The following is a 26,190-nucleotide window of genomic DNA, read 5'->3' as shown; positions in this document are numbered from 1 at the left end:
GGGGCTAGCTAACTAGTAGTAATGATGTCTCTTATTAACCACTTGTCTATATCTTCTGATTAGTCCAAAAGATCTCACATCTAAACGGCAATCTTTTCTTAAGAATGACTCATTGACACCTTCCTCACAAAAATGTACAAACTATCTCGTGCCAAATTACATTCCTATACTTAAAGAAAAAGGTTAAGCTACTAACTCACCCTTTATTCCCTTATTTGACAAAGGTGCGTCAATAACTCAGCCTCTTCTACGCCAATGACATTACCATGAGAGATGCCGTTCAGAGTCAGCAAGTAACTCCATAGACTTTCTCCTAAAAACCAACAGTCCTAAAGCTTCTAACTATATCATGCAAGTTCATACTGATGATTTCTAGACCATTTCTTAATTAAACCTTAGCCTACACGACTACTGCTCATGTTGCTATTTGTAACCGTCACAATCATCGAAACGAAGTAAAGAAAGTCAAAAGATAAGTAGGAGAAGTCTACCTGGACCACTTTTTCTCATCCACCAATCAATCATTTCTAATCTTCAACCAAGCTAATGTCTGCCCCTAGCGCCCTCAATTTGGTGATAATATTAGAATAACCCCGTAAAATAAACTCAATATTGGTAATTTCAGTCCGTCCTTCTGCCATTAACCCGGCTATCACCAGTGCTGCTCCAGCACGTAAATCTGTCGCCTTAACTTGAGCCCCCGTAAGCGATGTTGATCCCTGATAGATCACCCGCCCTCCGAGAACTGACATGTCAGCCCCCATACGCACAAGTTCTGGCACATGATTAACACGTTTCTCATAGATCGTATCGCTTATCGTACCGCGACCATTAGCAGTCAAGAGAAGAGGGGTTAATGGTTGCTGTAAATCCGTTGCAAAGCCCGGATAGGGCGCTGTTTTTATGGAAACAGCCTTCAAATTCTCCTGTTTTTCGACGAAAATAGCATCTTCTTCGATTGTCATCCGAACACCCATTTCTTCCAATTTTGCAATGAAAGACTCTAAGTGTTCATATAAAACATTTGTAATTTTGATACCTTCACCTGCTGCTGCAGCTAAAGCAATATACGTTCCTGCTTCAATACGATCTGGAATAACTTGGTGTCTGGTTCCTTTTAGTTGTTCAACACCTTCAATAGTGATAATATCCGTTCCTGCTCCTCGTATGTGAGCACCCATATTATTCAGCAAGGTAGCTACATCAATAATTTCAGGTTCACGTGCAGCATTTTCAATGACCGTTCGCCCTTTGGCTTTAACCGCTGCAAGCATCGTATTAATAGTAGCACCGACAGTTACAGTATCGAAATAAATATGCGTCCCATGCAGTTTCTCACCATCTGAAGTTGCGAGACGCATAGACTCACCCTCGTAAGAAACGGTTGCTCCCATAGCTTCAAAAGCTTTTAAATGCAGATCAATTGGTCTTGGTCCCAAATCACAACCACCAGGTAGCCCCACTGTTGCCTCACCAAATCTACCTAAAAGACTCCCATAAAAATAATATGAAGCCCGTAGACTGTTAATCTTACCGTAAGGCATAGGGATATTTTGAATCCCTCTTGGATCGATTTCTAACGTTTCATCCTGATAAGAAACTTTAGCTCCCATAATTTCCATAATGTCGATGAGACTATCAACATCTGAAATAGCTGGAACACCGTCTAAAATAACAATATCATCTGATAAAATGATTGCAGGAATCAGAGCGACGACACTATTCTTAGCACCCGATACCGCTACTTCGCCTCGAAGTGCCTTGCCACCATTTATTACAATTTTTCGCATATTCTAATACTTTCTTTACTAATACATGAATTCAACCCCATTATTCTAACACATATTAGCCCTTTTGCCAAATCAACAACATGTATTAGTATTTCAATACTTTTCAAACACTTTGCAAAATTTTTCCGTATTTTTCTAATAACAAGTTACCAAAAAGAGCTAGAGAGAGCTAGAGAAAGCTAAACTCATCCCCACATGATACTCTGACTCTCAAAATAGTTGCAGAATGACTTTGTTTCAATACAAGAGAACGAAAAAGACTGGAGAATAGGCTTGAATCCAACACCTTCTCCAGTCTTATAAAAATACCGTTTGTTAAAATGCTACTTATAGCGATAGAGCAGCTTTTAAAGCATCAACCTTGTCTGTTTTTTCCCAAGGCAAGTCGATATCTGTGCGTCCCATGTGACCATAAGCCGCCGTTTGTTTGTAAATCGGACGTTTGAGGTCAAGCATTTTGATGATACCAGCTGGTCGTAAGTCAAAAATCTGACGAACAGCTTTTTCTAAATTTGGCTCCGAAACGGTGGATGTGCCAAAAGTATCGACACGAACAGAGACAGGCTGAGCCACACCAATAGCATAAGCTAGCTGCACTTCTGCTTTTTTAGCCAAGCCTGCAGCCACGATGTTTTTGGCAATATAGCGGGCTGCGTAAGAGGCTGAGCGGTCTACCTTAGTAGCATCTTTTCCGGAGAATGCCCCACCGCCATGACGACTATAACCACCATAGGTATCAACAATAATCTTTCGTCCGGTCAAACCAGAGTCCCCTTGAGGACCACCAATGACAAATCGGCCTGTTGGATTGATAAAGAATTTGGTTTTATCATCCAAGTATTCTGTTGGAATAACAGCTTTAATGACCTGATTGATGACATCTTCTCGAATTTGCTCGTTGGTTACTTCTGGGTCATGTTGCGTGGAGATAACCACAGTATCTACACGAACTGGCTGATCATTCTCATCATACTCGACCGTCACTTGCGATTTAGCGTCGGGACGAAGATAAGAGATTGTCCCAGATTTACGCAATTCCGCTAATTTTCGGACTAATTGATGTGATAATGAAATAGGCAAGGGCATGAGTTCAGGTGTTTCATCAATAGCAAAACCAAACATCAACCCTTGGTCACCTGCTCCAATAAGACTCAAGTCGTCCTTATCTCCTTCGCGAACCTCAAGTGCCTCATTGACTCCCTGAGCAATATCAGCTGATTGTTCGACCAAGGATGGATGAACGCCAACTGATTCAGCTGCAAAGCCATATTCCGCGTTTGTATAGCCAATTTCAGCAATGGTATCACGTACCACACGATTAATATCTACATAAGCTGATGTTGAGATCTCCCCAAAAACATGAACAGATCCTGTATAAACAACCGTTTCTGCCGCTACATGAGCATCTGGATCTTGCTCTAATAGCGCGTCCAAAATAGCATCTGAGATCTGGTCTGCAATTTTATCCGGATGTCCCTCCGAAACCGATTCAGACGTGAAAAGTTTACGTTCTGACATTGTATGTCCCCCCAAAAATATAATCTTGTCGAACTAATCAAGATAATCAGTCGACAGCGCTAGTGAGTTACAAAGAATCCGACTTTCCCAGAGAAGAAAATCGTCTTATCGGGACTCAGTAACAGTTACTATTGTAACATGAATTGGACGGATTTTTTTCATTTTATCTAAAAAAGCTGAAAAATCACTGACAAGCTTTCTGAAGTGTACTATACTAAAACTATGAAAACTTACGAACACATCTACCAACACCTGTCTCGAGAGCACTTTACCACTGGAGAACAGCTCGCTCAAACGCTCAATGTCTCTCGCTCTGCCATCTGGAAAGGCATCAAAACCCTTGAAGAAAAGGGCGTTCACATTGAAGCTGTCAAAAAAAAGGGCTACCGAATCTTTTCAGGTGATTTGCTTTTGCCTGAAGTCATTGCTGATGCCTTAGAAATCCCCGTCACTTATCTCTCTTCTAGCCAGTCCACCCAGCAAGATGCAAAGACGGCTGCTTTAAATGGAGCAACTGGACCACACCTCTATCTTGCTTCTACACAGACAGCTGCTCGCGGTCGCCTAGGAAGGCATTTTTACGCTGACCCTTACGGAGGCATTTATATGACCCTCCACTTGCAGCCACAGTTAGCCTATCAAGAACTGCCCCCATACACCGTATTAGCTGCTTCAAGCATTGTAAAAGCCATTTCACGTTTAACAGGCATATTTCCCGATATTAAATGGGTCAACGACATCTTTATCAATGGTAAAAAAATGGCTGGTATTTTATCAGAGGCGATCACATCGGTAGAAACCGGCCAGGTGACGGATGTCTTTATTGGTATTGGACTCAATTTTCACGTTACCCATTTTCCCGATGACCTCAAAGACATTGCTAGCTCGTTATTTACGCAAGAACCGCCAATTACCCGAAATCAGTTGATTATCGAAATTTGGAAACTCTTCTTTGACATTCCAGAGCATGACCACATCAAAGTCTACAAAGAAAAATCACTTGTTCTTGACAAACAAGTGACTTATCATCAGGATAATAAACTCATTTCAGCTAAAGCCATTGATATTACGGATCAAGGACACTTACTACTACAAACCGATGACGGAGGTATTCTAACCTTAGCCAGCGGTGAAGTCAGTCTTTCTTCTTGGTAATTTGATCAATCAAACGTTTGGTAAAACGTGAGACTAACTGGACACGACGAAGATTCCTTAACAGCATCAATCCCCAGAAAAAGGCAAGCAAATAGTTTCCATTCATCATGGCTTGATTAAAAAAATAAGTTTCAAGAGCACAAATTAGTGCCACTATAACAAATTGTGAATAAGGCATAGAGATATTATACCAAAAAGAAGGAATGATGAACATTTTTATCATTCCTTCTTTTTTTCACCTTCTTTTTTGGTAATCAACGATTCACAATCAAATTACTTACTTAGCCTCAGTACCTTTTTTCGAAATTATAATTTAAAGCTCATTTTGAATGCTTGTTTTTTAGGTAGCCAGATAGGGGCCGAGTAGCCCTAATCTCTACTAGCAAAAACGATCCCTAATTTAAAACACGATTTCCTCTAGACATCTAATACAACAAAAAATCTCCTCGGAAATGTCCAAGGAGATTATTAAATTATCATCTGATTATCAATCTTCAACAGTTTGGATCTTTTCAGCTAGAAAAGCGAAATCCTCTGGGATAGCTTTTTCTTTATCCTCGACTGGCGCCGTTTCTTTAGAGCTTCTCATCCGCCTAGCAAATTCACTCCGAATGCTATTGAAATCGGATTTAGCGACTGCCATGATATTAGGTGAAAAGCCAGCTGCCTTACTCATGATATTCCCAAAGATATCATTCAGATCAGAACGTTTCATGACCTGTTCGGCATTAAAGGCCGCGTCAAACGCTAAGATAGCATTCTCACTGTTAGCTAAAACAGGTTCTGACCCTAATAATAGTGCACGGTTTTGTGGGGTAAGTGAGTCTAAAATTTCGTTCCAAGCAGCCTTTAAGTCCTCTAGATAACGACGTGATTTTTCGGAATCCTCTACTGTTTCTTGCATGATGGTCATTATTTTTTCACGATCAACCTTGAAGCGAGACGAACGTTTCGGCGCAGAAGGAGTCCGAGAAGCTGTGCCTAGATCTTTTTGTTGCACTAAGGCATCTTTTAACTGCTCCACTTCAGCTTTTAAATCAGAGAGTTCTTTCATAACAGTTTCTGGAATAACTGTTTCAGCAGGATTTCGTGTGACCTTTTCTGATAGACGAATAGTCAACATTTCGGCGTAAATTTTGGGATGAGAGCTACCTTTTATTTGCTGCAGTCCCTCTGATATCGCATCGATCATTTCAAAAATAACCGGACTGGATAAGGCTAGATTAGCTTCGAAAATGGGGCTCGTATGCGTATTCTCACCGCCTGACTGCACAATCAACAGATCTCTCAAATATTGAAGCAAATCAGTCACAAAACGACTCATGCTCTTTCCTTGATCAAAAATAACATCTAAATGCTGAAGAGCTGCCTTAGTATCACTTATCAACAGGCTTTCCACATAAGCATCTAGACTAGCCAAACTAATCGAACCTGTGATCTCTTCTGCAATCTCTCTTGAAATTCCATTACCAGTGGATAAGGAGAGGGCCTGATCTAAAATAGATAAAGCATCACGCATCCCACCTTCAGCTCGACGGGCAATTAGAGTTAAGGCATCCTCGTCATAGGTCACCTGCTCTTGCTCCAAAATTGTGATCAAATGGTCGCGAATCTGTCCTAACTTGATCGCTTTGAACTCGAAACGCTGCACACGTGATAAGATCGTTGCTGGAATTTTATGAAGTTCTGTTGTCGCTAAAATAAAGACCACATTAGCCGTCGGTTCTTCTAGAGTTTTCAACAAGGCATTGAAGGCTCCTGTAGATAACATATGCACTTCATCAATGATGTAAACTTTGTAAATCGCACGGCTGGGAGCATAGGTCGATTTATCACGAATGTCACGAATCTCATCAACTCCGTTATTAGAAGCGGCATCGATCTCGATCACATCTTCCAAGTTACCTTTGGTAATATCTTGGCAAATATCACATTGATTACAGGGTTCGCCATCTACTTGATTAGGACAGTTCATAGCCTTAGCAAAAATCTTAGCAGCACTTGTTTTACCAGTTCCACGTGGACCAGAAAACAAATAAGCATGGCTAATTTTTCCTGTGGCAACTGCTTTCTTTAAAGTAGTTGAAATGACAGATTGACCAACCATATCACCAAAGCGTTGACTCCGGTACTTTCGATAAAGGGCTTGATACATTACTCCTCAACTCCAAACATCTGGAAATCAAAACGGGTTTTTTCAAGAAGGATCGCTACAAATTTTTCCAAGTGTTCTTGGTCAATGGCATCATAATCGCCAACAACATGTGAATCCAAGTCCAAGACACCAATAAGCTTGCCATTTTTCACCATAGGAACAACGATTTCACTCATAGCTGCTGAATCACAGGAAATATAATTGGCATGATTGGTCACATCTTCGACGATCAACGTCTCGTTTCTTTCTGCAGACTCACCACAAACACCCTTACCTAGAGCAATGTGAACACAGGAGACTTTTCCTTGAAAAGGGCCTAAAATCAGTTCCTGACCATCAAAAAGATAGAAGCCAGAAAAAACAGTATTCGGCAGCGTTGTATTAAGCATTGCCGAAGCATTTGAAAGATTGGCCAAAGCATTCGTTTCGTTAGCAAAAAGCGCCTGTGCTTGCGCTAAGAGAATATCATAATTATCTTTTTTTGTACTTTTATTCATAGTCATTATTATATCACAAATCCCATCCAGCTTAATAGTTTCTGATAAGGGCATTACAACTCTTTTAGAATACAGTTTTATCTCAAATCATCATGTAATCGAAACCAGAAAAAGATAAATACTGACCATGCTAGCTAGTATCATCATGCCTAGCCACCACGACCATCTAAAATACCATTTTTGTGTCTTATGGTGAAATAACTGCCCTCCCAAAAAAGCGCCAATTCCACCACACAAAAGAGTAATGGTTAATAAAAAACGTTCTGATACGCGCCAGTTGCCCCTGATTGCTTGCCATTTATCATAACCATAACAAAGAAATACAAAACCATTCCAAAAAATAAGACCGATGCCAACGAATAGAATTACCAATTTGTCTCCTTATTAAAAAATCAGTGGATCATCTTCAAGATCAATCACTGATGGCATGTTTACTATAAAAACAAAAGGCTAGGAATGACTATCACCAAGAATGCTAGCAACCTTAGTATTAATCAAATCAATCGCTACGGTATTGGAAACCCCTTCAGGAATCACAATATCGGCATAACGTTTTGTCGGTTCAATGAATTGATGATACATGGGCTTAACCACACTAGTATACTGGTCAATAATACTGTCCAAACTTCTACCGCGTTCTTCCATATCCCGCTTAATCCGGCGAATAATGCGAATATCGTCATCAGTATCTACAAATAGCTTAATATCCATCAAATCTCTGAGACGCTTGTCCTCAAGAACTAAGATCCCCTCAACAATAAAAACATCTTGAGGTTCCTGACGGTAAGTCTTATGGCTTCGTGTATGCTGGGTGTAGTCGTATACTGGAATATCCACAGGACGGCCCTCGATGAGTTCATTGAGTTGTTCTATCATCAGATCCGTATCAAAAGCAAGCGGGTGATCGTAATTGGTCTTAACACGCTCCTCAAAGGTCAAATGTGCCTGATCTTTATAGTAAGAATCATGCTCAATCATGGCAATTTTTTCATCTGTAAAATTAGCTAAAATAGCACGAGAAACACTGGTTTTGCCACCACCAGATCCACCAGTTACACCAATAATAATAGGTTTTTTACGCATTAGTTGCTCCATCTTTTACAATATCGCCCACTATTATAACACAAATCATGCTATAATATAATTCAAATGGAGAAAAATAAAGGAACCCATATGATCTCACAATTTCCAGAACAATGGCAAACAAAATGCCAAGAACGCCACTTTTCAACAACAACGCCAATCCAAGAAGCTCTATTTAAGCCCATTTCTGATGGCGATAATATTCTTGGAATCAGTCCTACTGGGACTGGTAAAACCCTGGCTTATATGTGGCCAATTTTATTACAATTAACACCAAAAAAAGGGCAACAATTACTCATTTTAGCACCTAATAGCGAACTAGCTGGACAACTGTTTGAAGTCGCTAAAGACTGGGGAGAGCCTCTGGGATTAAGTGCGCAACTTCTTTTATCAGGATCTAGCCAGAAGCGACAAATTGAGCGTTTAAAAAAAGCTCCCGAAATCATTATTGGCACCCCCGGGCGTGTGTTTGAGTTAGTTAAGCTCAAAAAAATTAAAATGATGGCCATCAATACAATCGTTTTAGACGAATACGACGAGCTTCTCAGCGATTCACAACTTCCGTTCGTTTCTAAAATTACCAATCACGTCGCGCGAGATCATCAGATGATCTACCTATCAGCAACGCAAAAAAAAAGCAATGATTTCCTTGCGGAAAATACCAAAATGATTACTGTCTCTAAACAGACACCTGAGACCATTCATCATTATTATATTACTGTTGAAAAACGTGACCGTTTAGAGCTGCTTCGTAAACTCAGCAATATCCCTGACTTTCGAGCATTGACTTTCTTTAATAACCTCTCAGATTTAGGAGCTACTGAAGAAAGGCTACAGTTCAAAGGGTGTCTAGCTGTTTCCTTGGCTAGTGATATTAACATCAAGATGCGTAAGGTTATCTTAGAAAAATTTAAAAACCATGAACTCACCTTACTATTAGCTACGGATTTAGTGGCACGAGGAATTGATATTGAAAACCTCGATACCGTTATCAATGTTGATATTCCCCACAATCAAGAGTCTTATACCCACAGAGCTGGTAGGACAGGTCGCATGGGTAAACAAGGACAGGTTATTACCTTTGTCAGTCATAAGGAAGAGCTTAAAAAGTTGAAAAAAATGGCTGATGTCCAAGAACTGAGACTCAAAAATCAACAACTCCATCTTAAATAAATGACAGCACAAGTCAAACCATAAGTATTGTATTAGTGATGTCGCTTTATAGGATCTTCCCTAGCTTTCCAGTCACAAAAGATGGACACTTCAACTCCTAATCTACACCTTTACTTCTTGCAAGATAATCGAAAATCGTCTCAGAAAAGAATTATATATTGTAATATCATCATTAAAAAGGACTAAATCGCGCTTAGCACTACGATTTAGTCCTTTCATTTTTCGTACATGTTTCTAGTATCCGTCGGAAGAGACTTGTCTCTCCCGGAATACGCCCTTAAAACCAACCCATGAGCTTCTGATTTATTGCTCGAGTTTTTTTCACTACTCTTTTATACTCCTGAGTAGCCATTGAGTTCGCTAACGGTAACCACTTCGTAACCTTGTGATTGTAAATAGTCCAAAACGGCTGGTAAAGCATCAACTGAACTTTGGTGAATATCATGCATGAGAATAATACCACCCGGTTTCAATTGCGCTTTAACATGATCTAAAATCGCTGTAGATGAACGACTTTGCCAATCCAATGTATCAACGGTCCAAAGGACTTCTGTCATTTCTGAGACTGCTTTTACCGTGGCATTGGTAGAGCCAAAAGGTGGACGCATGAGGTGAGGTAGGCTTCCAGTGACTTTTTTGATGGCTTCATTAGTCAACGTCAATTCTTGCCTCACCGCTGCTTCTGATAAGTGTGTTAAATTAGGATGACTCCAGGTATGATTGCCAATTTCATGACCATCAGCAACCATTCTCTTAACAAGCTCCGCCTGATCCTCAACTTTTGAGCCAATACTAAAGAATGTTGCTTTCGCATGGTACTTTGCCAAAATATCTAAAACTTTAGGAGTCGTCACTGGACTGGGACCATCATCAAAAGTCAAAGCTACCCGTTTAAGATTTTCCTTGTTCTGATTCAGGTAATTTTGATAAACCTTCAAATCATTTTCTTTTAAGTAACGGCCTTGAACAGCACCAACAAATGCCTTAAGAGGCAGTTTCACATGACTACTCAGATGTAAGGTGCTCTTTTCGTAATAAAAAGGGATATCAGACCAGTCATTTGCTTCAAAACGTTTTAAAAAAGCAGTTTGTTCAGCTTGATCTGTTGATTCTACCGTCTTTTTCAGAGTGTCTCTAAAGGTAGACTTATCGCGGATCAGATCATTAAGTGTAAAAGGCTCTTTATAGGCATCATCCTTAAAATACAGATGATCATGATAGATAACCTTCGGATCACCAATACGCATCCAACTAACAGAATAAGCATCTTCCTGCAATCGAACAGCTTTTACGGCATTCAAATCACAATGCACCTTTTGGGGATAAATTAAATGAAGACTCTCAATATTTTGCAAGTTCGTGGTTTGTTTTTTTTCAGGAGCAGGCATTAATGCTTCCAAGGCTTGATGAATCTTACTCCCCTCACCGTCTTTATTAAAGTAAATCCACGAACCTTTACGCTGCCAAACCTCTCGTCCATTAGTTATAGCTTCATCACCAGCAATTTTTTTCTGCGCCTGGCTAACAAAGGTTACTAGCTTGTCCTGGCGGCTTTGTAAGTAAAGTGGTTTTCCAAAAAGCCATAGTATCGATAATAGCAAACCCAAAAGACTAATACTAAAAAGAACTTTCCTCATGTCACATCTCCTCTAACTCTACTATCATTTATCATTATACGGAAAGTCCTTGAAAATACAAGAGTCATTTAACATAAAAAAGCCGTCTCTTTAATGAGAACGACTTTTACAGCCTATTATTTAATATCAAAAACTACAGATTTAACAGTGGTCATGGCTTCAATAGAGTATTTAACGCCTTGTGTACCAGCACCAGATTTCTTAGCTCCCAAGAATGGGAAATTATCTGTACCACGTTGTGTTTTATTGTTGATGTGAACAGTACCAACTTCCAGTTTTTCCGCAATGGAGAAAGCAAGTGGGAAATCATTTGTGAATACAGAAGCTTGAAGGCCATATTCCGATTTGTTAGAAATCTCAATCGCTTCTTCTACTGAAGACACACGGATGATTGGAAGTACGGGGCCAAATGGCTCTTCCCAGGCAAGACGCATATCAGTTGTCACCTTATCAAAGAGAGTTGGCGTAAGCAACTTACCATCACGTTTGAAAGGTGTTACTTCAGTCGCACCTTTTTCTTGGGCATCCTTAACAAGTCCTTCAATATAGTCTGCTGAGTTATCATCAATAACAGGAGTAATATCAGCATCCTCTTCTGGCATACCAACAGTCAATGCTTCGATATTTTTCTTAACAAGACCAACTAACTCGTCTGCAACTGAATCGACAACAAGAACGCGTTTAACAGCTGTACAACGTTGACCTGAGTAGCTCAAACCACCAGCAACGATATCTTTGGCAGCTTTCTCAAGATCAGCATCTTCAAGAACGATTGCCGAATCCTTACCACCAAGTTCAAGCATGATTGGACGCATACCTGCCATTTTACCAATACGCTCACCAACAGGTGTTGATCCTGTGAAGTTGATGAAATTAACAGCCTCATGCTCAACGATGTAATCGCCAATAACAGATCCTCGACCAGTAATCGTATTGAAGACACCAGCAGGTAAACCAGCTTCAACAAAGACTTCAGCCAAGAGTAAGCCTGAAATTGATCCTTGCGTTGGTGGTTTAAAGGCAACAACGTTACCTGCAATCAAAGCTGGGGCAATTTTAGATGCCGCTAAATTGACAGGGTAGTTAAATGGTGAAATCGCTAAGACCAAACCAACTGGCTCACGACGAACAACCGCAATCTTTTTCTTGCTAGCCGCTTCAAAACTACCACCCTCAAGAACTTCACCTTGCATGCGAACACCTTCTTCGGCTGCAAAACGAACGATGTCTGCTGTACGTACAACTTCAGAAACAGCTGCTTTATAGCCTTTTGCTACCTCTTTAGAGAGTATCGCACCGATCTTCTCAGCATCACGTACTAAAATATCAGCTACCTTATGAAGGTAGGAAGCACGTTCCACATAAGATAAGGCACGCCATGCTGGAAGTGCTGCTTTAGATGAAGCATAAACAGCGTCAACCTCCTCTTGACTCATAGCGGGTACAGATCCTAATTCCTCGCCATCTGCTGGAGCATAAATAGTAATCTCATTATCAGAGAGTTTCCATTCTCCATTCACATAATTTTTATATTGTTTAGGCAAATTCTTGCCTCCTTTTCATTAGTATAATCTCTATTCTAGCACTTTATTTTGGGAATTCAATTATTTGGTACGTAAAATGTCAGAAAATTCGTATTTTATTTCATCATTCACATAAACTAAAAAGAGGTCGCCCTCTTCTTAGTTACTTATCTTATAAGTACTCTTTTTGAAGTTCAAGAACTTCTTCAGCTGTAGAACATTCTGTCAATGCACGATTAGCATATTCTGCCATTTTAGCTGTGTCAAGTGTTTTCATAAGGCTACGTGTACGAAGAACAGATGTTGCACTCATTGAGAACTCATCCAGACCCATACCAACTAGAAGTGGTACAGCTTGTTGGTCACCAGCCATTTCACCACACATACCAGCCCACTTGCCTTCTGCGTGTGCAGCCTTAATAACGTTGTTAATCAAGCGAAGGATAGATGGGTTGTAAGGTTGGTAAAGGTACGACACTTGTTCGTTCATACGATCTGCTGCCATTGTGTATTGGATAAGATCGTTTGTTCCAATTGAGAAGAAATCAACTTCTTTCGCGAACTGATCAGCAAGCATAGCCGCTGCTGGAATCTCAATCATGATACCAACTTGGATATCATCAGCTACCGCTACACCTTCAGAGAGCAAATTAGCTTTTTCTTCATCAAAGACTGCTTTCGCTGCACGGAACTCTTTAAGAAGAGCAACCATAGGGAACATGATACGCAATTGTCCATGTACAGATGCACGAAGAAGGGCACGAATCTGTGTACGGAACATTTGGTCACCAGTCTCAGAAATAGAGATACGAAGCGCACGGAAACCAAGGAATGGGTTCATTTCATGTGGAAGATCGAAGTAAGGAAGTTCCTTATCACCACCGATATCCATCGTACGAACCACAACTGGCTTACCATTCATACCTTCAAGTACTGCTTTATAAGCTTCATACTGCTCATCCTCAGTAGGGAAATCTTGAGAATCCATATAGAGGAATTCTGTACGGTAGAGACCAACAGCCTCAGCACCATTATCGTTAACACCTTCAACGTCTTTTGGTGTACCGATGTTAGCAGCTAACTCAAAGTGTTTACCATCAGCAGTTACTGTTTGCGCATCTTTGAGAAGTACCCATTCAGCTTTTTGCTTAGCGTAAGCTTCACCAGCTTCTTTGAAGGCAGCAATTTCTTCTTGACTTGGGTTAATGATCACTTCACCAGTGATACCGTTAACGGCCAAGACATCACCATCTTTGACAAGCTCAGTAATATTATTTGTACCAAGAACCGCTGCAATTTCAAGCGTACGTGCCATAATGGCTGAGTGACTTGTACGACCACCAATGTTTGTAACAAAAGCTTTTACAAACTGTTTGTTCAATTGAGCTGTATCTGATGGTGTCAAGTCATGCGCAATAACGATTGACTCTTCATTGATGGTTGCTGGGTTTGGCAACTTAACACCAAGAAGGTGAGCCAAAACACGTTTTGCAACGTCACGAATATCTGCCGCACGTTCTTGCATGTATGGGTTGTCTTCCATACCTTCAAAGAGGGTTACAAACATATCTGTAACTTCTTTTAATCCTGCCTCAGCATTGAACTGTTTTGCACGAATGGTTTCTTTGATTTGACCAATCATTTCTGGGTCAGCAAGAACCATCAAGTGAGCATCAAATACGGCTGCGGCTTCTTCGCCAAGCGTATCTACGGCTTTTTCGCGGATAACAGAAAGCTCGTCTTGTGACGCCGCTAGAGCTGCATCCAGACGAGCTTCTTCTGCATCTGTATCTGAAACTGAAACCGTTTCAAATGACAAATCCGGTTGAACCAATAGATATGCTTTTGCAACGGCAACACCGTCAGATGCTGCAATTCCTTTAAGCATTTCTGTCATTTTTATGCCAATCCTTCTTTTGTCATTGTTTCTTCGATTGCTGCAAGAGCGTCGTCAGCATCTGCACCTTCAGCAGAAATAGTAACGTCAGCACCTTGACCTACACCAAGACTCATAACACCCATGATTGATTTAAGGTTAACAGCTTTTCCTTTGTAATCAAGAGTGATATCTGAAGCAAATTTGCTAGCTGTTTGTACAAGCAAAGTTGCTGGACGAGCATGAATACCTGTTTCTGCTACAATGTGAAAATCTTTAGAAGCCATGATGGTTCTCCTTTTTTCTCTATATTAATTTTTTGAGTCACCTATGATAACCCTTACAATTTTTGATTATAACACAAGCCTATTTATTTTTCAATATTTTATAGTCTCCTATAAGAAAATTTCCAAGATTTTTTCTATGGGTTTTGCATTCTATCTATGAAGGAACCTCTGATTAAAGTATTTTATAAAATCTAAAATAATCTTACTCATGCCTATTCTAAAATTGGGCATTTCTCCAATTAAAAGTCACTCAAACTGAGTCTCTCTGCGGTTTATCACCTAGCAATAGTAACACAATATATTGGGGTATCGTAAAATCTTATAACTATATTTTGTGTTTTTTGGTCAAAATTTATTGCTTTTTAGATCAATTTTGGGTATGCTATGTAGGTATTAAAAAAGGAGAGACAACAATGAGTAACATCACTATTTTTTCAAAAAACAATTGTATGCAATGCAAAATGACTAAAAAATTCCTTGAAAAAGAAGGGGTTGAATTTGTGGAGATCAATATTGACGAGCAACCAGAACAAGTGGAATACGTCAAAAGTTTAGGTTTCGCAGCAGCACCTGTTATCCAAGCTGGAGATATGGTTTTTTCTGGTTTTCAACCTGCAAAACTAAAAGAAATCGTCTAACCTTATTCTACTTATGAAAGTTGCTTTTCATACTCTGACTGGTCAAACCAAACGGTTTATTCAAAAACTTGATCTACCATCAGAGGTTATCGTAGAGTTATCCCCAGTTGGGCAAAGTCCTCTGTTATCAGAGCCGTTTATTTTAATTCTGCCTACTTACAACGACAACTTTGATTTTGTCGAAGATTTTTTAGTAGAAAACCAAACATTCTGTCGAGGCATTATTGGTATCGGCAATCGTAATTTTGGTACCGACTTTTGTCGTGAAGCCCGAGAGCTATCGCAAGAATATCACTTGCCGCTATTATATGAGCTAGAATTTAACGGAACTGAGGCAGATATTAATACAGTAAAAGGAATACTAAGAAATGAGTCTTAAAGATTTAGGAAATGTCACCTACTTTCGTTTAAATAACGAAATTAATCGTCCTGTTAATGGTCAAATTCCTTTACACAAGGATAAGGAAGCTCTTGCTGCCTTCTTTGAAGAAAATGTCAAACCTAATATGATGCCTTTTTCTTCTATCACTGAGAAAATTAATTTCTTAATTGAAAATGACTATATCGAGACTGGTTTTATCCAAAAATATAGCCAAGCATTTATCGAGTCATTAGCTCAGGAGTTAAAAAACGAAAACTTCCAATTCAAGTCATTTATGGCTGCTTATAAATTCCATCAACAATACGCCCTTAAAACAAATGATGGCGAGTTTTATTTGGAAAGCATGGAAGACCGCGTCCTTTTCAATGCTCTCTATTTTGCCGATGGAAATGAAGAACTAGCTCGTGATTTGGCCAAGGAAATGATCAATCAACGTTACCAACCAGCAACACCTTCGTTCTTAAATGCTGGTCGTAGCCGTCGTGGAGAATTGGTATCGTGTTTCTTGATCCAAGTGACTGATGATATGAACTCGATTGGTCGTTCTATCAATTCCGCTCTTCAACTTTCTCGTATCGGTGGTGGTGTCGGGATTTCCCTTTCAAACCTTCGTGAAGCAGGCGCTCCAATCAAAGGATTTGCTGGTGCAGCTTCTGGTGTGGTTCCTGTCATGAAACTCTTCGAAGACAGTTTTTCTTACTCTAACCAGTTAGGACAACGTCAGGGAGCTGGTGTCGTTTACCTAAACGTCTTTCATCCAGATATCATCGCCTTTCTATCCACTAAAAAAGAAAATGCCGATGAAAAAGTTCGTGTCAAAACCCTCTCACTGGGTGTGACCGTTCCGGATAAATTCTACGAATTAGCACGCAAAAATGAAGACATGTACCTCTTCAGCCCGTATAGTGTTGAAAAAGAGTACGGCATTCCGTTTAACTATATTGACATTACAGAAAAATACGATGAGTTAGTTGCTAATCCTAAGATTGATAAAACCAAAATCAAAGCTCGCGATTTGGAGACAGAAATTTCTAAATTACAGCAAGAATCAGGCTACCCTTATATCGTCAATGTCGACACAGCCAATCGCTCAAATCCAATTGATGGTAAAATCATCATGTCCAACTTGTGTTCAGAAATTCTTCAAGTTCAAAAACCAAGTCTGATTGACGACGGGCAAAACTATCTTTCTATGGGAACAGATATCTCATGTAACCTTGGATCAACCAATGTTGTTAATATGATGACCTCACCTGACTTCGGTCGTTCTATTAAAGCCATGACACGTGCGCTTACCTTTGTCACTGATTCATCAAGTATTGAGGCTGTTCCATCGATCAAAAACGGTAACGATCAAGCACATACCTTTGGTCTTGGTGCTATGGGACTCCACTCTTTCCTTGCACAACAACACATTGAATACGGTAGCCCAGAATCAATCGAGTTTACGGATATTTACTTCATGTTGCTTAACTACTGGACTCTTGTAGCCTCCAATGAGATCGCTCGTGAGCGCCAGACAACTTTTGTTGGTTTTGAAAAATCAAAATATGCTGATGGTACCTATTTTGATAAATATGTGACTGGTAACTTTGTGCCAAAATCAGATCTTGTCAAAGACCTCTTTAAAGACCATTTCATTCCTCAAGCTGAAGATTGGGAAGCGTTACGTCAAGCTGTTATGGCTGATGGCCTTTACCACCAAAACCGCTTAGCTGTTGCACCTAATGGCTCTATCTCTTACATTAACGATGTTTCTGCTTCTATCCATCCGATTACACAACGTATCGAAGAGCGTCAAGAGAAAAAAATTGGTAAAATCTATTACCCAGCGGCTGGATTGTCAACAGACACTATCCCCTACTACAAGTCTGCCTATGATATGGATATGCGTAAAGTCATCGATGTCTACGCTGCTGCGACCGAGCACGTTGACCAAGGCTTGTCATTAACGCTATTCATGCGTAGTGAAATACCAACTGGGCTCTACGAATGGAAAGGTACTGACACCAAACAAACAACTCGTGACCTTTCTATCCTACGTAACTATGCTTTCAACAAAGGCGTAAAATCAATCTACTATGTCCGTACTTACACAGACGACGGTGATGAAGTTGGAGCCAACCAATGTGAATCTTGTGTCATCTAGTAAAATGATCACATGTTACGATTAGTTACCATTCATTAATACCATTACCGCATTAATAAATGATTTTTAAATCTTACTCACTTTCAGCCAACTTATTTTGAAGTTGGCTGCTTGTTTATGTTAAACTATAAGGGTAATGTTTTATTATCTGTTTTAAGGAGTCTCCATGTCTAACAACACTTATTACGCAGCCATTAACTGGAATGAAATTGAAGATATTATTGACAAATCCACTTGGGAAAAGTTGACCGAACAGTTTTGGCTAGATACCCGCATCCCACTATCAAACGACCTCGATGACTGGCGCAAATTATCTGCACAAGAAAAAGACTTGGTTGGTAAAGTTTTCGGAGGTCTTACCTTACTTGATACCCTTCAATCTGAATCTGGCGTTGAGGCCATTCGTGCTGATGTTCGTACACCTCACGAAGAAGCTGTCCTCAATAACATTCAGTTTATGGAATCAGTCCATGCTAAATCTTACTCTTCCATTTTCTCAACATTGAATACCAAAAAAGAGATTGAAGATATCTTTGAATGGACCAATACCAACCAATACCTCCAGAAAAAAGCTGAAATCATTAATGAAATCTACAAAAATGGTGATGCTCTCCAAAAGAAAGTCGCTTCTACCTTCCTTGAAACCTTCCTCTTTTATTCTGGTTTCTTCACGCCTCTTTATTATTTAGGGAATAATAAACTACCTAATGTAGCTGAGATTATCAAATTAATTATTCGCGACGAGTCTGTTCACGGTACTTATATTGGTTACAAATTTCAATTAGGCTTTAACGAATTGTCTGAAGACAAGCAAGAGGAATTCCGTGAGTGGATGTATGATCTTCTCTACACCCTTTACGAGAATGAAGAAAAGTATACCGAGACGCTTTATGATAGTGTCGGATGGACCGAGGAAGTCATGACTTTCCTACGTTACAATGCCAACAAGGCCCTCATGAACTTGGGACAAGACCCTCTTTTCCCAGATACTGCTAACGATGTCAACCCAATTGTCATGAATGGTATCTCAACAGGAACATCTAACCATGACTTCTTTAGTCAGGTTGGTAATGGCTACCTCCTTGGAACTGTTGAAGCCATGCAGGATGATGATTATAATATGGGATGTTAACTTCCCCAAAACCAAGTCTAATCGCTTGGTTTTTTTGATGTCTTAGTAAGGTATCGCCATAAAATACAGGAAACTCCCACTTTGACTATAAGGAGTCAGATATAACTGTAGACACTATTCATCACACACTAGCCAAATGATAAGGACGAAGTTCCAACATAATCTTTATCATCAAAACTAACCAAATTTAGCTGTAAGTCTCTTGTAGTGCCTTTACCATGACTAGCTAGATTGGTATTGAAATCACTTTCCTCTGTTGTTATAATAAGTGTGATACTATTTTCGAGGAGGGCTTATGAATCAAAAACGTGTTGAACGGCAATCATTAATTGTATCAACCATTGGTAATTTTATTATTGGGCTTGCTGGTCTAATTGTTTATATCATCACCGATTTGAATGCCTTGTTGCTTGATGGTGTTTTTTCACTAATCGCCTTTATTTCAACACTTTCTGCGGTTTTTATTTCTAAAAATAGTCACCGAAAAACAGAAACCTTTCCAAATGGCATGTACTTTTTAGAACCCCTCTATGGTATTTTAAAGTCTATTGCAACACTCATGCTACTTATCATCACCCTTTTGGAGACAAGTGCTTCTGCTTACGCTTATTTTGCTGAGGGAAAGGGAGATGTCGCTGAAACTGGGCTAATTTTACCCTATACTATCACCATGGTGGTGCTTTGTTTTGGATTGGGTTTTTATAACCTTCAAAAAAATCGTCAAATTAATGACCTCTCGACAATCATCGCTGCAGAAAGTAAAGGGAATTTTATAGATGGCTTTATCTCGGCTGGTGTTGGTATCGCTATTTTATTCTTAAAATTAATCCCTATCCACAGCTCTCTTGGATTCTTGCATTATACTGCTGACTTTTTTATCACACTGGTCTTGGTGTTATTTTCTTACAAGGAGCCACTGAAAGTGCTAACAGATTCCTTCAAGGAGTTTACCCAGTCACCGATCCAGCATAAGCAGATCGTCCCTGCAACTCACGATATTTTCCAATCTCATTTTAATAAGCAGTATCACGAGTTAGATATCTTCATTTATAAACAGGGGACACATATTACGATTCGGGTTCATATTCTTGATCCATCTGATTCAGACTTAATAGCCCAAGCTGTGACGCTTAAGCCTGTTTTGATGGCAGATTTACAAGATACTTTCGAGCACGTTACGATTGAATTTGCCTTTTAAGCATGAGTAATGAATTGATAATATAACAGCCCTGTCCTTTAAAAAAGGTACAGGGCTGTTCGTTTATAGTTTTGAATAGATGACATTTCAAAACTCTCTTACACGCTATTCTAAATGATATAAGATCAATTCACTATGTTTTTCACCGCTTTAGTTAGGCTAGACTAACTCATTTTTAAGCTACGATAGATAGCATTATGTTGTACTGCTAGGGTTATTTTTATCACCTTTATGGAGCGTTGAATGACGATAACCATAAACAAAGTAAATCAGAATGCCTACCAACAGGGCTATCAGAAAAGCTATCCAGGTTTGCCATTGGTATTGAATCATAAAAATAAAACAAACTACTATTGCCACAATAGGAAGTATTGGCACCAGTGGCATTCTGAATTCCCCTTCCTTAGGTAAGCCTTTTTGATGACGGAGAACGATTATGGCGACAGCCAACAACATTAAATAAGAAAGAGTGGTGATATTAACAAATTCTGCCAGACTTGCTAAAGGAACCATACCAGCAAAAATCATCGCTCCAAATCCAGATAAGAGCGTGGCATTTCGAGGAACACGTGATTTTGGTGTGACTTGGCTAAACATTTGAGGAAGAAGGCCATCTCTACTGATACTGTATATCATGCGCGATAAGCCGTATGTCATTGAAATACAAACTGTAATAAGCGTTAAAATCGCAACAATTGAGACATAATCTCCTGCCCATCCCAGACCGACCGAACGTAGGGCAAAAGCCACCGCATCAGAGACATTAAGTTTTGAATATTGCACCATGCCAGTCAAGACAAGCGTCACCAACATATAGATAGCAGTAACGATCATCAATGATAGAGTAATACCTCTAGGAACGGTCTTTTGAGGCTCTCTCACCTCATCTACAGCAGTTGAAATAGATTCAAATCCTAAGAAAGCAAAAAACATAATCGATGCTCCTGCTAAAATCCCTGATTGTCCTCCAATCGGACTTCCCCAGCCAAAAGGGGAAAAAGGAGTCCAATTGCTAGGCTTTAAAAAGAAAACTCCCAGGATGATAAATAGTGCTAAGGCTGAAAATTTAAGTATTACCAGTACACTATTGAATCGCATGGCTTTTTTCGAATCCATTAAAACAATCGCTGTCACCAAGACCATCACTAACACAGGTAGTAAATCAATATAGTGTCCTTTTTCAGGGTTAAAGGTCCCATTAATAGCTCCAGGGAGAGTGATACCGTATGTTAATAACAGTCCTTTCAGGTAGGCGCCCCATCCGGAAGCCACACTGGAAACTGCAAATAAAAATTCTAAAATAATCATCCAACCAGCAAGCCAGGCAGGAAATTCACCAAGCGTTGCATAAATGTAGGAATAAGCACCACCGTTAGCAGGAATGCGAGACGCAAACTCAGCATAAAAGAGCGCAAAAATACCGATAGCAATGGCAGAAAAGATAATGGATAGTGTTAGTGCAGGTCCAGCATATTGTGCTGCACCAATTCCAGTAATGGTAAAAATGCCTGTTCCTACCATTGAGCCTAGCCCTAGAAAGATCAGATCAACTAGTTTTAAATGGCGCTTCATTTCAGTTTTGTCTAAACTGGTATTTTTTTGACGAAAAATTGACACAGGTTCTCCTTCTTAATCATAAGTATTTATCTATTAGAAATCCAACCTATCTATTCTATCATAAAAATGACCATCCTAGCATCAAACATACAAAAACTCCCCTATCCAGAGATAAGAGAGTTTGAGAATGTTACAAATTTTTAGCGACAGTCTTCAACAAGTCTGCAATCTTAGACGCATCTGAACCTCCTGCCATTGCCATGTCGGGCTTACCACCACCACGACCAGCTACGATTGGCGCCAGCACCTTGATGAGGTTGCCAGCATGAACGTCCGCTGACTTGCTTGCCACAAGGACATTGACCTTGTCACCGATAGCCGCCACAAGTACTAGCACATCAGAATAGTCTTTCTGCTTCCAGTTGTCCGCAAAGGTCCGAAGGGCACCCGCATCAGAGACTTGCACTTGGCTAGCGATGTAGCGCACGCCATTTGCCTCCTTCACGTCCTTAAAGACATCGCCCGCCGCTGCAGCGGCAGCTTTTTCTTTAAGGGTGGCATTTTCTTTTTGCAAATCGCGGAGCTCCGCAGCCAGTGCCTCTACTTTCGTCGGCACTTGGTCGATTTGTGGCACCTTAAGGGTCTGCGCCACAGTCTTGAGAGCATCCTCACGGTCACGAAGAGCTAGGAAGGCTTCCTTACCTGTCACCGCTAAAATACGACGGGTACCAGAACCGATACCTTCTTCTTTAACAATCTTGAAGAGACCGATCTCAGCTGTGTTTGATACGTGTGTACCACCACAAAGCTCAATAGAATAATCACTGATGGTCACGACACGAACAACCTTACCGTATTTCTCACCGAAAAGAGCCATAGCTCCCATTTCCTTAGCCGTGTCTACATCTGTTTCAACAGTCACGACGTCGATAGCCTCCCAGATTTTCTCATTGACTTCATTTTCAATGCGACGGAGTTCTTCAGCTGTCACTGCCTCGAAGTGGGTAAAGTCAAAGCGGAGGAAACCTTCTTCATTGAGGGAGCCAGCCTGAGTAGCGTGTTCACCGATGACATTGTGAAGGGCTGCGTGGAGCAAGTGAGTTGCCGTGTGGTTTTTCTCAATTTTATAACGACGGGTGCTGTCGATTTCAAGAGTGTAGCTTGTACCAGCAGATAGACTTGCCAATACTTCAACTGTGTGAAGTGGTTGACCATTTGGCGCTTTCTGAACGTCAACGACCTTGGCAACCACATCACCATTGACATTTTTGATAACACCATGGTCTGCAACCTGACCACCCATTTCTGCATAGAATGGTGTTTGGTCAAATACTAGGAGAGCTTGACCTTCTGACACCGTCTCGGTCCGTTCATTATCAGCTACGATAACAGACAGATTGGCATCCAGAGCTGTCACATCATAGACAAAGCTAGAAGCTTCTGTGATGCCAGCAAGGGTTTCATTTTGCATACCCATTGAACCACCTTTGACAACGGAAGCACGCGCACGGTCTTGTTGCTCTTTCATAGCGGCTTCAAAGCCGGCAATGTCAAGAGTCATGCCACGGTGCTCGGCCAATTCCTCAGTCAGTTCCACTTGGAAACCGTAGGTATCATAGAGTTTGAAAATGTCACGACCATCAATTTCAGACTTGCCTTCTGTTGCCAATTTGTCCATCAACTGCTCCGCAAATTGTGAGCCTGTGTGGATGGTACGAGCAAATGACTCTTCTTCACTCTTAACAATCTTCTCAATGAAAGCACGTTTTTCCAGTACTTCTGGATAGTAGCTTTCCATGATATCGCCAACTGTCTCCACCAATTTGTACAAAAATGGCTCTGTAATGCCCAAACGTTGGCCATGCATAGAAGCACGACGAAGCAAGCGACGAAGGACATAACCACGACCCTCATTACCTGGAAGAGCCCCATCACCAATCGCAAATGACAAAGCACGGATGTGGTCTGCGATGACCTTGAAGCTCATGTTGTCGCCATCTTGGTCGTAGGTCTTACCAGACAATTTCTCCACTTCACGGATGATTGGTAAGAAAAGGTCGGTTTCAAAATTGGTTTTAGCCCCTTGGAAAATAGCTGCCAAACGCTCCAAACCTGCGCCCGTATCAATGTTTTTGTTTGGCAATTCCTTGTACTCAGAACGTGGCACTTCTGGATCAGCGTTAAACTGAGAAAGAACGATGTTCCAAATCTCGATGTAACGGTCATTTTCAAGATCTTCTTCAAGCAAACGAATACCGATATTTTCGGGGTCAAAGGATTCCCCACGGTCAAAGAAAATTTCCGTGTCTGGACCAGAAGGACCCGCACCGATTTCCCAGAAGTTTTCTTCTAGTGGAATCAAATGATCAGCGTCAACACCCAAGGCAAGCCAACGGTTGTAGGAATCCTTGTCTTCTGGATAATAAGTGATATACAATTTGTCCTTAGGAAAAGCAAACCATTCTGGGCTGGTTAAAAGCTCGTATCCCCACTCAATAGCCTCATCACGGAAGTAATCACCGATAGAGAAGTTTCCTAACATCTCAAACATGGTATGGTGGCGGGCTGTCTTGCCAACATTTTCAATGTCGTTGGTACGGATTGATTTTTGTGCATTGGTAATCCGTGGATTTTCAGGAATAACAGATCCGTCGAAATATTTTTTCAAAGTCGCCACTCCAGAGTTAATCCAAAGAAGCGTTGGATCGTTGACTGGGACAAGATTAGCAGAAGGCTCAACAGAGTGGCCTTTTGATTTCCAAAAATCCAGCCACATTTGACGAATTTGTGCAGAAGTAAGATTTTTCATAATCAAGATACCAAGGGACCTTTCGGCTTTCCGAAAATTTCTGTAGAAAAATAGGAAATCTGACATAGGCGACAGACGCCTAGGACAGTTATCTTTTTCTAAGAGATTAGTCCCGGGTTCAGTTAAACTAACTAACCGAACCGTTCCTTTCGTTTGTTTAGTTTAGAGTTAATTAGACACAGATTCCAACATCTCCATATAGTCAATGGCGACGACCTGGAAAATCACCAAATCATCATTTTCGTGGTTATCAGGCTAATTTTCTGGCCCTAGTAGCTTATGATGGTAATCGCTAGAGGAGCACACCACAGGAGACCTACACTTGATAAGTAAGATTGCCTTGATTGTGACCATAGTTAACTTTTCTCCACCAAACATAAAGCGCTGTTTGACACAATATTCTTTCATACCAAATTAAAAAATGACAAGAAACCAAACGAAGGGCGAAAAACCGCGGTACCACCTTCATTCAATGAACTTGTCATTCTCTTTATATTTCATTTGGTAACAGCAAGTAGCAAACTTTTCAAGTTTCACTGATTCGCAACGACCATCAGCTTTCTGAAGAAGACTTCTGAAAAGTTATTCTCACTGGTTTTATTATACTTATTTTTAAAGATGGAGTCAAGGATCTAGCTAGTTAGAACTCGATTCTGAAGTTGATGAACTTGAGTCGGTTGTATTATAGTTGGACAAAATATTGCTAAAACTTTGATCTTTGATTTTGACATTGGCTTTTTCAAGGGCTTTGGCAATAACTTGATTTTGGAAGTTGGTATCCGATTTCTTCTCGTTTAAAATCGTTTCTTTCAAACGTTTTTGATACGTCTTCCAATCAGCATCTTTTTCAGATTTTTTTGTTGTTTTAACAATATAATAACTTGGTTGATAAGTTGTAGTGTCAACAACATTAATAACATCTGAAACATCACCTTCATTAAGTTTAAAGGCTGCATCTTGTACTTCTGTCGGAAGCGTCGTATCAGAAGAATCAAACGTGTATTCTACCTTATCTTCTGTAGAATTATCTTTGGCTATTTTTGCAAAATCAGCGCCATCTGCTTTAGCTTTTTCAAGCGTTGATTTGGCCTTTTCTTCGTCATCAAGCTTGATCACTTCAACTGTCGTATCCGGTGTATAGCTATCGTAAGCTTTTTTGTAATTGGCATCTGTTAATTCTTTTTTAGCCTCTTGTTCAACAGCATACTCAATTAATTTTTCGACGCGAATTTGTTGCTTATACGTTTCTTCGGTCATCCCGGCTGATGTCAAAGCTGCTGAGAAATTAGACCCGTAAGCATCCACCTGATCATTATAGGCTTTTGTCACTTCTTTATCGCTTACTTTATCGCCGAATTGATCTTCAAAGACCCGATCTAACACTAAGGTTAACATGGCTTGTTGGCCAGCTGTTGTATCTTTGGCTTGGGTATAAAAGTCAGAAACCGTAATGGTGTCACCTTTCATAGTAACAAGCTTGTCATCAGTACTTGTCTGTGATGAGCAGGCTGCTAGTGTAACGGCTGATACCAAGGTCAGCATACCAAGCAATCGTTTACGTTGTTTTGTCATGTTTAGGAACTCCTTAAATCTGATGAATTAGCGAGGCACCGCTATTTGCGACGGCCACT

Annotated in this window: 21 protein-coding genes; 7 read left to right on the top strand and 14 right to left on the bottom strand. The window is 40.3% G+C overall.

The genetic code is table 11. From position 1 onward, the window contains the following. Nucleotides 1–527: 527 nt before the first annotated feature. Nucleotides 528–1,790: a UDP-N-acetylglucosamine 1-carboxyvinyltransferase gene (locus G574_RS0107800; RefSeq protein ID WP_029691709.1), complete on the bottom strand. Its 1,263-nt coding sequence runs from the start codon at nt 1,788–1,790 to the stop codon at nt 528–530. Nucleotides 1,791–2,117: 327 nt separating this feature from the next. Next, complete coding sequence (metK, locus tag G574_RS0107795; RefSeq protein ID WP_029691708.1) at nt 2,118–3,308, bottom strand: methionine adenosyltransferase; 1,191 nt, start codon at nt 3,306–3,308, stop codon at nt 2,118–2,120. A 222-nt stretch (nt 3,309–3,530) separates the two neighbouring features. Here metK and birA point away from each other — a divergent pair, with 222 nt between their 5' ends. After that, nucleotides 3,531–4,463 (top strand): bifunctional biotin--[acetyl-CoA-carboxylase] ligase/biotin operon repressor BirA, encoded by a 933-nt coding sequence (gene birA / locus G574_RS0107790; protein WP_029691707.1) that lies wholly within the window; start codon nt 3,531–3,533, stop codon nt 4,461–4,463. On the opposite strand, the gene G574_RS0107785 is transcribed toward birA, so the two are convergent. From G574_RS0107785 to udk, 5 genes are all read right to left on the bottom strand, one after another. After that, complete coding sequence (locus G574_RS0107785) at nt 4,444–4,641, bottom strand: DUF3272 family protein (RefSeq protein WP_029691706.1); 198 nt, start codon at nt 4,639–4,641, stop codon at nt 4,444–4,446. The genes birA and G574_RS0107785 overlap by 20 nt on opposite strands. 309 nt (nt 4,642–4,950) lie before the next feature. Next, the gene (dnaX, locus tag G574_RS0107780; protein WP_029691705.1) at nt 4,951–6,618 is read right to left on the bottom strand and encodes a DNA polymerase III subunit gamma/tau; all 1,668 of its coding nucleotides are present in this window, start codon (nt 6,616–6,618) and stop codon (nt 4,951–4,953) included. After that, nucleotides 6,618–7,115, bottom strand: a complete 498-nt coding sequence (locus G574_RS0107775; RefSeq protein ID WP_029691704.1) for a GAF domain-containing protein — start codon at nt 7,113–7,115, stop codon at nt 6,618–6,620. Before G574_RS0107775 ends, dnaX begins: the two co-directional genes overlap by 1 nt. 90 nt (nt 7,116–7,205) lie before the next feature. Further along, nucleotides 7,206–7,487 (bottom strand): DUF1294 domain-containing protein, encoded by a 282-nt coding sequence (locus G574_RS0107770; protein WP_029691703.1) that lies wholly within the window; start codon nt 7,485–7,487, stop codon nt 7,206–7,208. Between the two features lie 78 nt (nt 7,488–7,565). Further along, nucleotides 7,566–8,198, bottom strand: a complete 633-nt coding sequence (udk, locus tag G574_RS0107765; RefSeq protein ID WP_029691702.1) for a uridine kinase — start codon at nt 8,196–8,198, stop codon at nt 7,566–7,568. Between the two features lie 90 nt (nt 8,199–8,288). On the opposite strand from udk, the gene G574_RS0107760 reads away from it, so the two are divergent. After that, nucleotides 8,289–9,371, top strand: coding sequence for a DEAD/DEAH box helicase (locus G574_RS0107760; protein WP_029691701.1), 1,083 nt, complete (start codon nt 8,289–8,291; stop codon nt 9,369–9,371). Nucleotides 9,372–9,703: 332 nt separating this feature from the next. Here the strand turns inward: G574_RS0107760 and G574_RS0107755 are convergent, their stop codons facing one another. From G574_RS0107755 to G574_RS0107740, 4 genes are all read right to left on the bottom strand, one after another. After that, nucleotides 9,704–11,008, bottom strand: coding sequence for a polysaccharide deacetylase family protein (locus G574_RS0107755; protein ID WP_029691700.1), 1,305 nt, complete (start codon nt 11,006–11,008; stop codon nt 9,704–9,706). Nucleotides 11,009–11,124: 116 nt separating this feature from the next. Then, nucleotides 11,125–12,552, bottom strand: a complete 1,428-nt coding sequence (locus G574_RS0107750; protein WP_029691699.1) for an NADP-dependent glyceraldehyde-3-phosphate dehydrogenase — start codon at nt 12,550–12,552, stop codon at nt 11,125–11,127. Nucleotides 12,553–12,703: 151 nt separating this feature from the next. Beyond that, a complete protein-coding gene (gene ptsP, locus G574_RS0107745) occupies nt 12,704–14,428 on the bottom strand; it encodes a phosphoenolpyruvate--protein phosphotransferase (protein WP_029691698.1) in 1,725 nt (574 codons plus the stop codon). A gap of 2 nt (nt 14,429–14,430) precedes the next feature. Next, nucleotides 14,431–14,694: a phosphocarrier protein HPr gene (locus G574_RS0107740; protein ID WP_003064009.1), complete on the bottom strand. Its 264-nt coding sequence runs from the start codon at nt 14,692–14,694 to the stop codon at nt 14,431–14,433. Between the two features lie 413 nt (nt 14,695–15,107). Here G574_RS0107740 and nrdH point away from each other — a divergent pair, with 413 nt between their 5' ends. The 5 genes from nrdH to G574_RS0107715 all read left to right on the top strand — a co-directional run bounded on the left by nrdH (nt 15,108) and on the right by G574_RS0107715 (nt 20,193). After that, nucleotides 15,108–15,332 carry a glutaredoxin-like protein NrdH gene (gene nrdH, locus G574_RS0107735; RefSeq protein ID WP_029691697.1) on the top strand — a complete coding sequence of 75 codons (225 nt, stop codon included), beginning with the start codon at nt 15,108–15,110 and terminating at the stop codon, nt 15,330–15,332. Nucleotides 15,333–15,345: 13 nt separating this feature from the next. Next, entirely contained in the window at nt 15,346–15,711 is a 366-nt protein-coding gene (nrdI, locus tag G574_RS0107730; protein ID WP_029691696.1) for a class Ib ribonucleoside-diphosphate reductase assembly flavoprotein NrdI, read from the top strand. Next, the gene (gene nrdE / locus G574_RS0107725; protein WP_029691695.1) at nt 15,701–17,863 is read left to right on the top strand and encodes a class 1b ribonucleoside-diphosphate reductase subunit alpha; all 2,163 of its coding nucleotides are present in this window, start codon (nt 15,701–15,703) and stop codon (nt 17,861–17,863) included. Before nrdI ends, nrdE begins: the two co-directional genes overlap by 11 nt. Before the next feature lie 166 nt (nt 17,864–18,029). Continuing rightward, entirely contained in the window at nt 18,030–18,995 is a 966-nt protein-coding gene (gene nrdF, locus G574_RS0107720; RefSeq protein WP_029691694.1) for a class 1b ribonucleoside-diphosphate reductase subunit beta, read from the top strand. Between the two features lie 295 nt (nt 18,996–19,290). After that, nucleotides 19,291–20,193, top strand: a complete 903-nt coding sequence (locus G574_RS0107715; RefSeq protein ID WP_029691693.1) for a cation transporter — start codon at nt 19,291–19,293, stop codon at nt 20,191–20,193. Between the two features lie 195 nt (nt 20,194–20,388). On the opposite strand, the gene G574_RS0107710 is transcribed toward G574_RS0107715, so the two are convergent. The 3 genes from G574_RS0107710 to prsA all read right to left on the bottom strand — a co-directional run bounded on the left by G574_RS0107710 (nt 20,389) and on the right by prsA (nt 26,131). After that, complete coding sequence (locus tag G574_RS0107710; RefSeq protein ID WP_029691692.1) at nt 20,389–21,810, bottom strand: amino acid permease; 1,422 nt, start codon at nt 21,808–21,810, stop codon at nt 20,389–20,391. A 130-nt stretch (nt 21,811–21,940) separates the two neighbouring features. Continuing rightward, nucleotides 21,941–24,559: an alanine--tRNA ligase gene (alaS, locus tag G574_RS0107705; protein WP_029691691.1), complete on the bottom strand. Its 2,619-nt coding sequence runs from the start codon at nt 24,557–24,559 to the stop codon at nt 21,941–21,943. Nucleotides 24,560–25,195: 636 nt separating this feature from the next. Next, on the bottom strand, nt 25,196–26,131 hold the full coding sequence (gene prsA / locus G574_RS0107700; protein WP_029691690.1) for a peptidylprolyl isomerase PrsA: 936 nt from the start codon (nt 26,129–26,131) through the stop codon (nt 25,196–25,198). Between the last annotated feature and the right edge of the window lie 59 nt (nt 26,132–26,190).

The sequence above is a fragment of the Streptococcus hyovaginalis DSM 12219 genome (assembly GCF_000420785.1).
Classification (GTDB): Bacteria; Bacillota; Bacilli; order Lactobacillales; family Streptococcaceae; genus Streptococcus; species Streptococcus hyovaginalis.
The sequence above is the reverse complement of the archived record's forward strand: the minus strand, read 5'-3'. Positions and strand labels throughout refer to the sequence as shown.

Excerpts from the sequence above, each read along its gene's own strand:
- dnaX (WP_029691705.1), bottom strand. The coding sequence starts at position 6,618 with ATGTATCAAGCCCTTTATCGAAAGTACCGGAGTCAACGCTTTGGTGAT.
- G574_RS0107800 (WP_029691709.1), bottom strand. The coding sequence starts at position 1,790 with ATGCGAAAAATTGTAATAAATGGTGGCAAGGCACTTCGAGGCGAAGTA.
- metK (WP_029691708.1), bottom strand. The coding sequence starts at position 3,308 with ATGTCAGAACGTAAACTTTTCACGTCTGAATCGGTTTCGGAGGGACAT.
- udk (WP_029691702.1), bottom strand. The coding sequence starts at position 8,198 with ATGCGTAAAAAACCTATTATTATTGGTGTAACTGGTGGATCTGGTGGT.
- ptsP (WP_029691698.1), bottom strand. The coding sequence starts at position 14,428 with ATGACAGAAATGCTTAAAGGAATTGCAGCATCTGACGGTGTTGCCGTT.
- nrdE (WP_029691695.1), top strand. The coding sequence starts at position 15,701 with ATGAGTCTTAAAGATTTAGGAAATGTCACCTACTTTCGTTTAAATAAC.
- G574_RS0107715 (WP_029691693.1), top strand. The coding sequence starts at position 19,291 with ATGAATCAAAAACGTGTTGAACGGCAATCATTAATTGTATCAACCATT.
- G574_RS0107740 (WP_003064009.1), bottom strand. The coding sequence starts at position 14,694 with ATGGCTTCTAAAGATTTTCACATTGTAGCAGAAACAGGTATTCATGCT.
- G574_RS0107760 (WP_029691701.1), top strand. The coding sequence starts at position 8,289 with ATGATCTCACAATTTCCAGAACAATGGCAAACAAAATGCCAAGAACGC.
- nrdH (WP_029691697.1), top strand. The coding sequence starts at position 15,108 with ATGAGTAACATCACTATTTTTTCAAAAAACAATTGTATGCAATGCAAA.
- G574_RS0107755 (WP_029691700.1), bottom strand. The coding sequence starts at position 11,008 with ATGAGGAAAGTTCTTTTTAGTATTAGTCTTTTGGGTTTGCTATTATCG.
- prsA (WP_029691690.1), bottom strand. The coding sequence starts at position 26,131 with ATGACAAAACAACGTAAACGATTGCTTGGTATGCTGACCTTGGTATCA.
- alaS (WP_029691691.1), bottom strand. The coding sequence starts at position 24,559 with ATGAAAAATCTTACTTCTGCACAAATTCGTCAAATGTGGCTGGATTTT.
- nrdF (WP_029691694.1), top strand. The coding sequence starts at position 18,030 with ATGTCTAACAACACTTATTACGCAGCCATTAACTGGAATGAAATTGAA.
- birA (WP_029691707.1), top strand. The coding sequence starts at position 3,531 with ATGAAAACTTACGAACACATCTACCAACACCTGTCTCGAGAGCACTTT.
- nrdI (WP_029691696.1), top strand. The coding sequence starts at position 15,346 with ATGAAAGTTGCTTTTCATACTCTGACTGGTCAAACCAAACGGTTTATT.
- G574_RS0107785 (WP_029691706.1), bottom strand. The coding sequence starts at position 4,641 with ATGCCTTATTCACAATTTGTTATAGTGGCACTAATTTGTGCTCTTGAA.
- G574_RS0107775 (WP_029691704.1), bottom strand. The coding sequence starts at position 7,115 with ATGAATAAAAGTACAAAAAAAGATAATTATGATATTCTCTTAGCGCAA.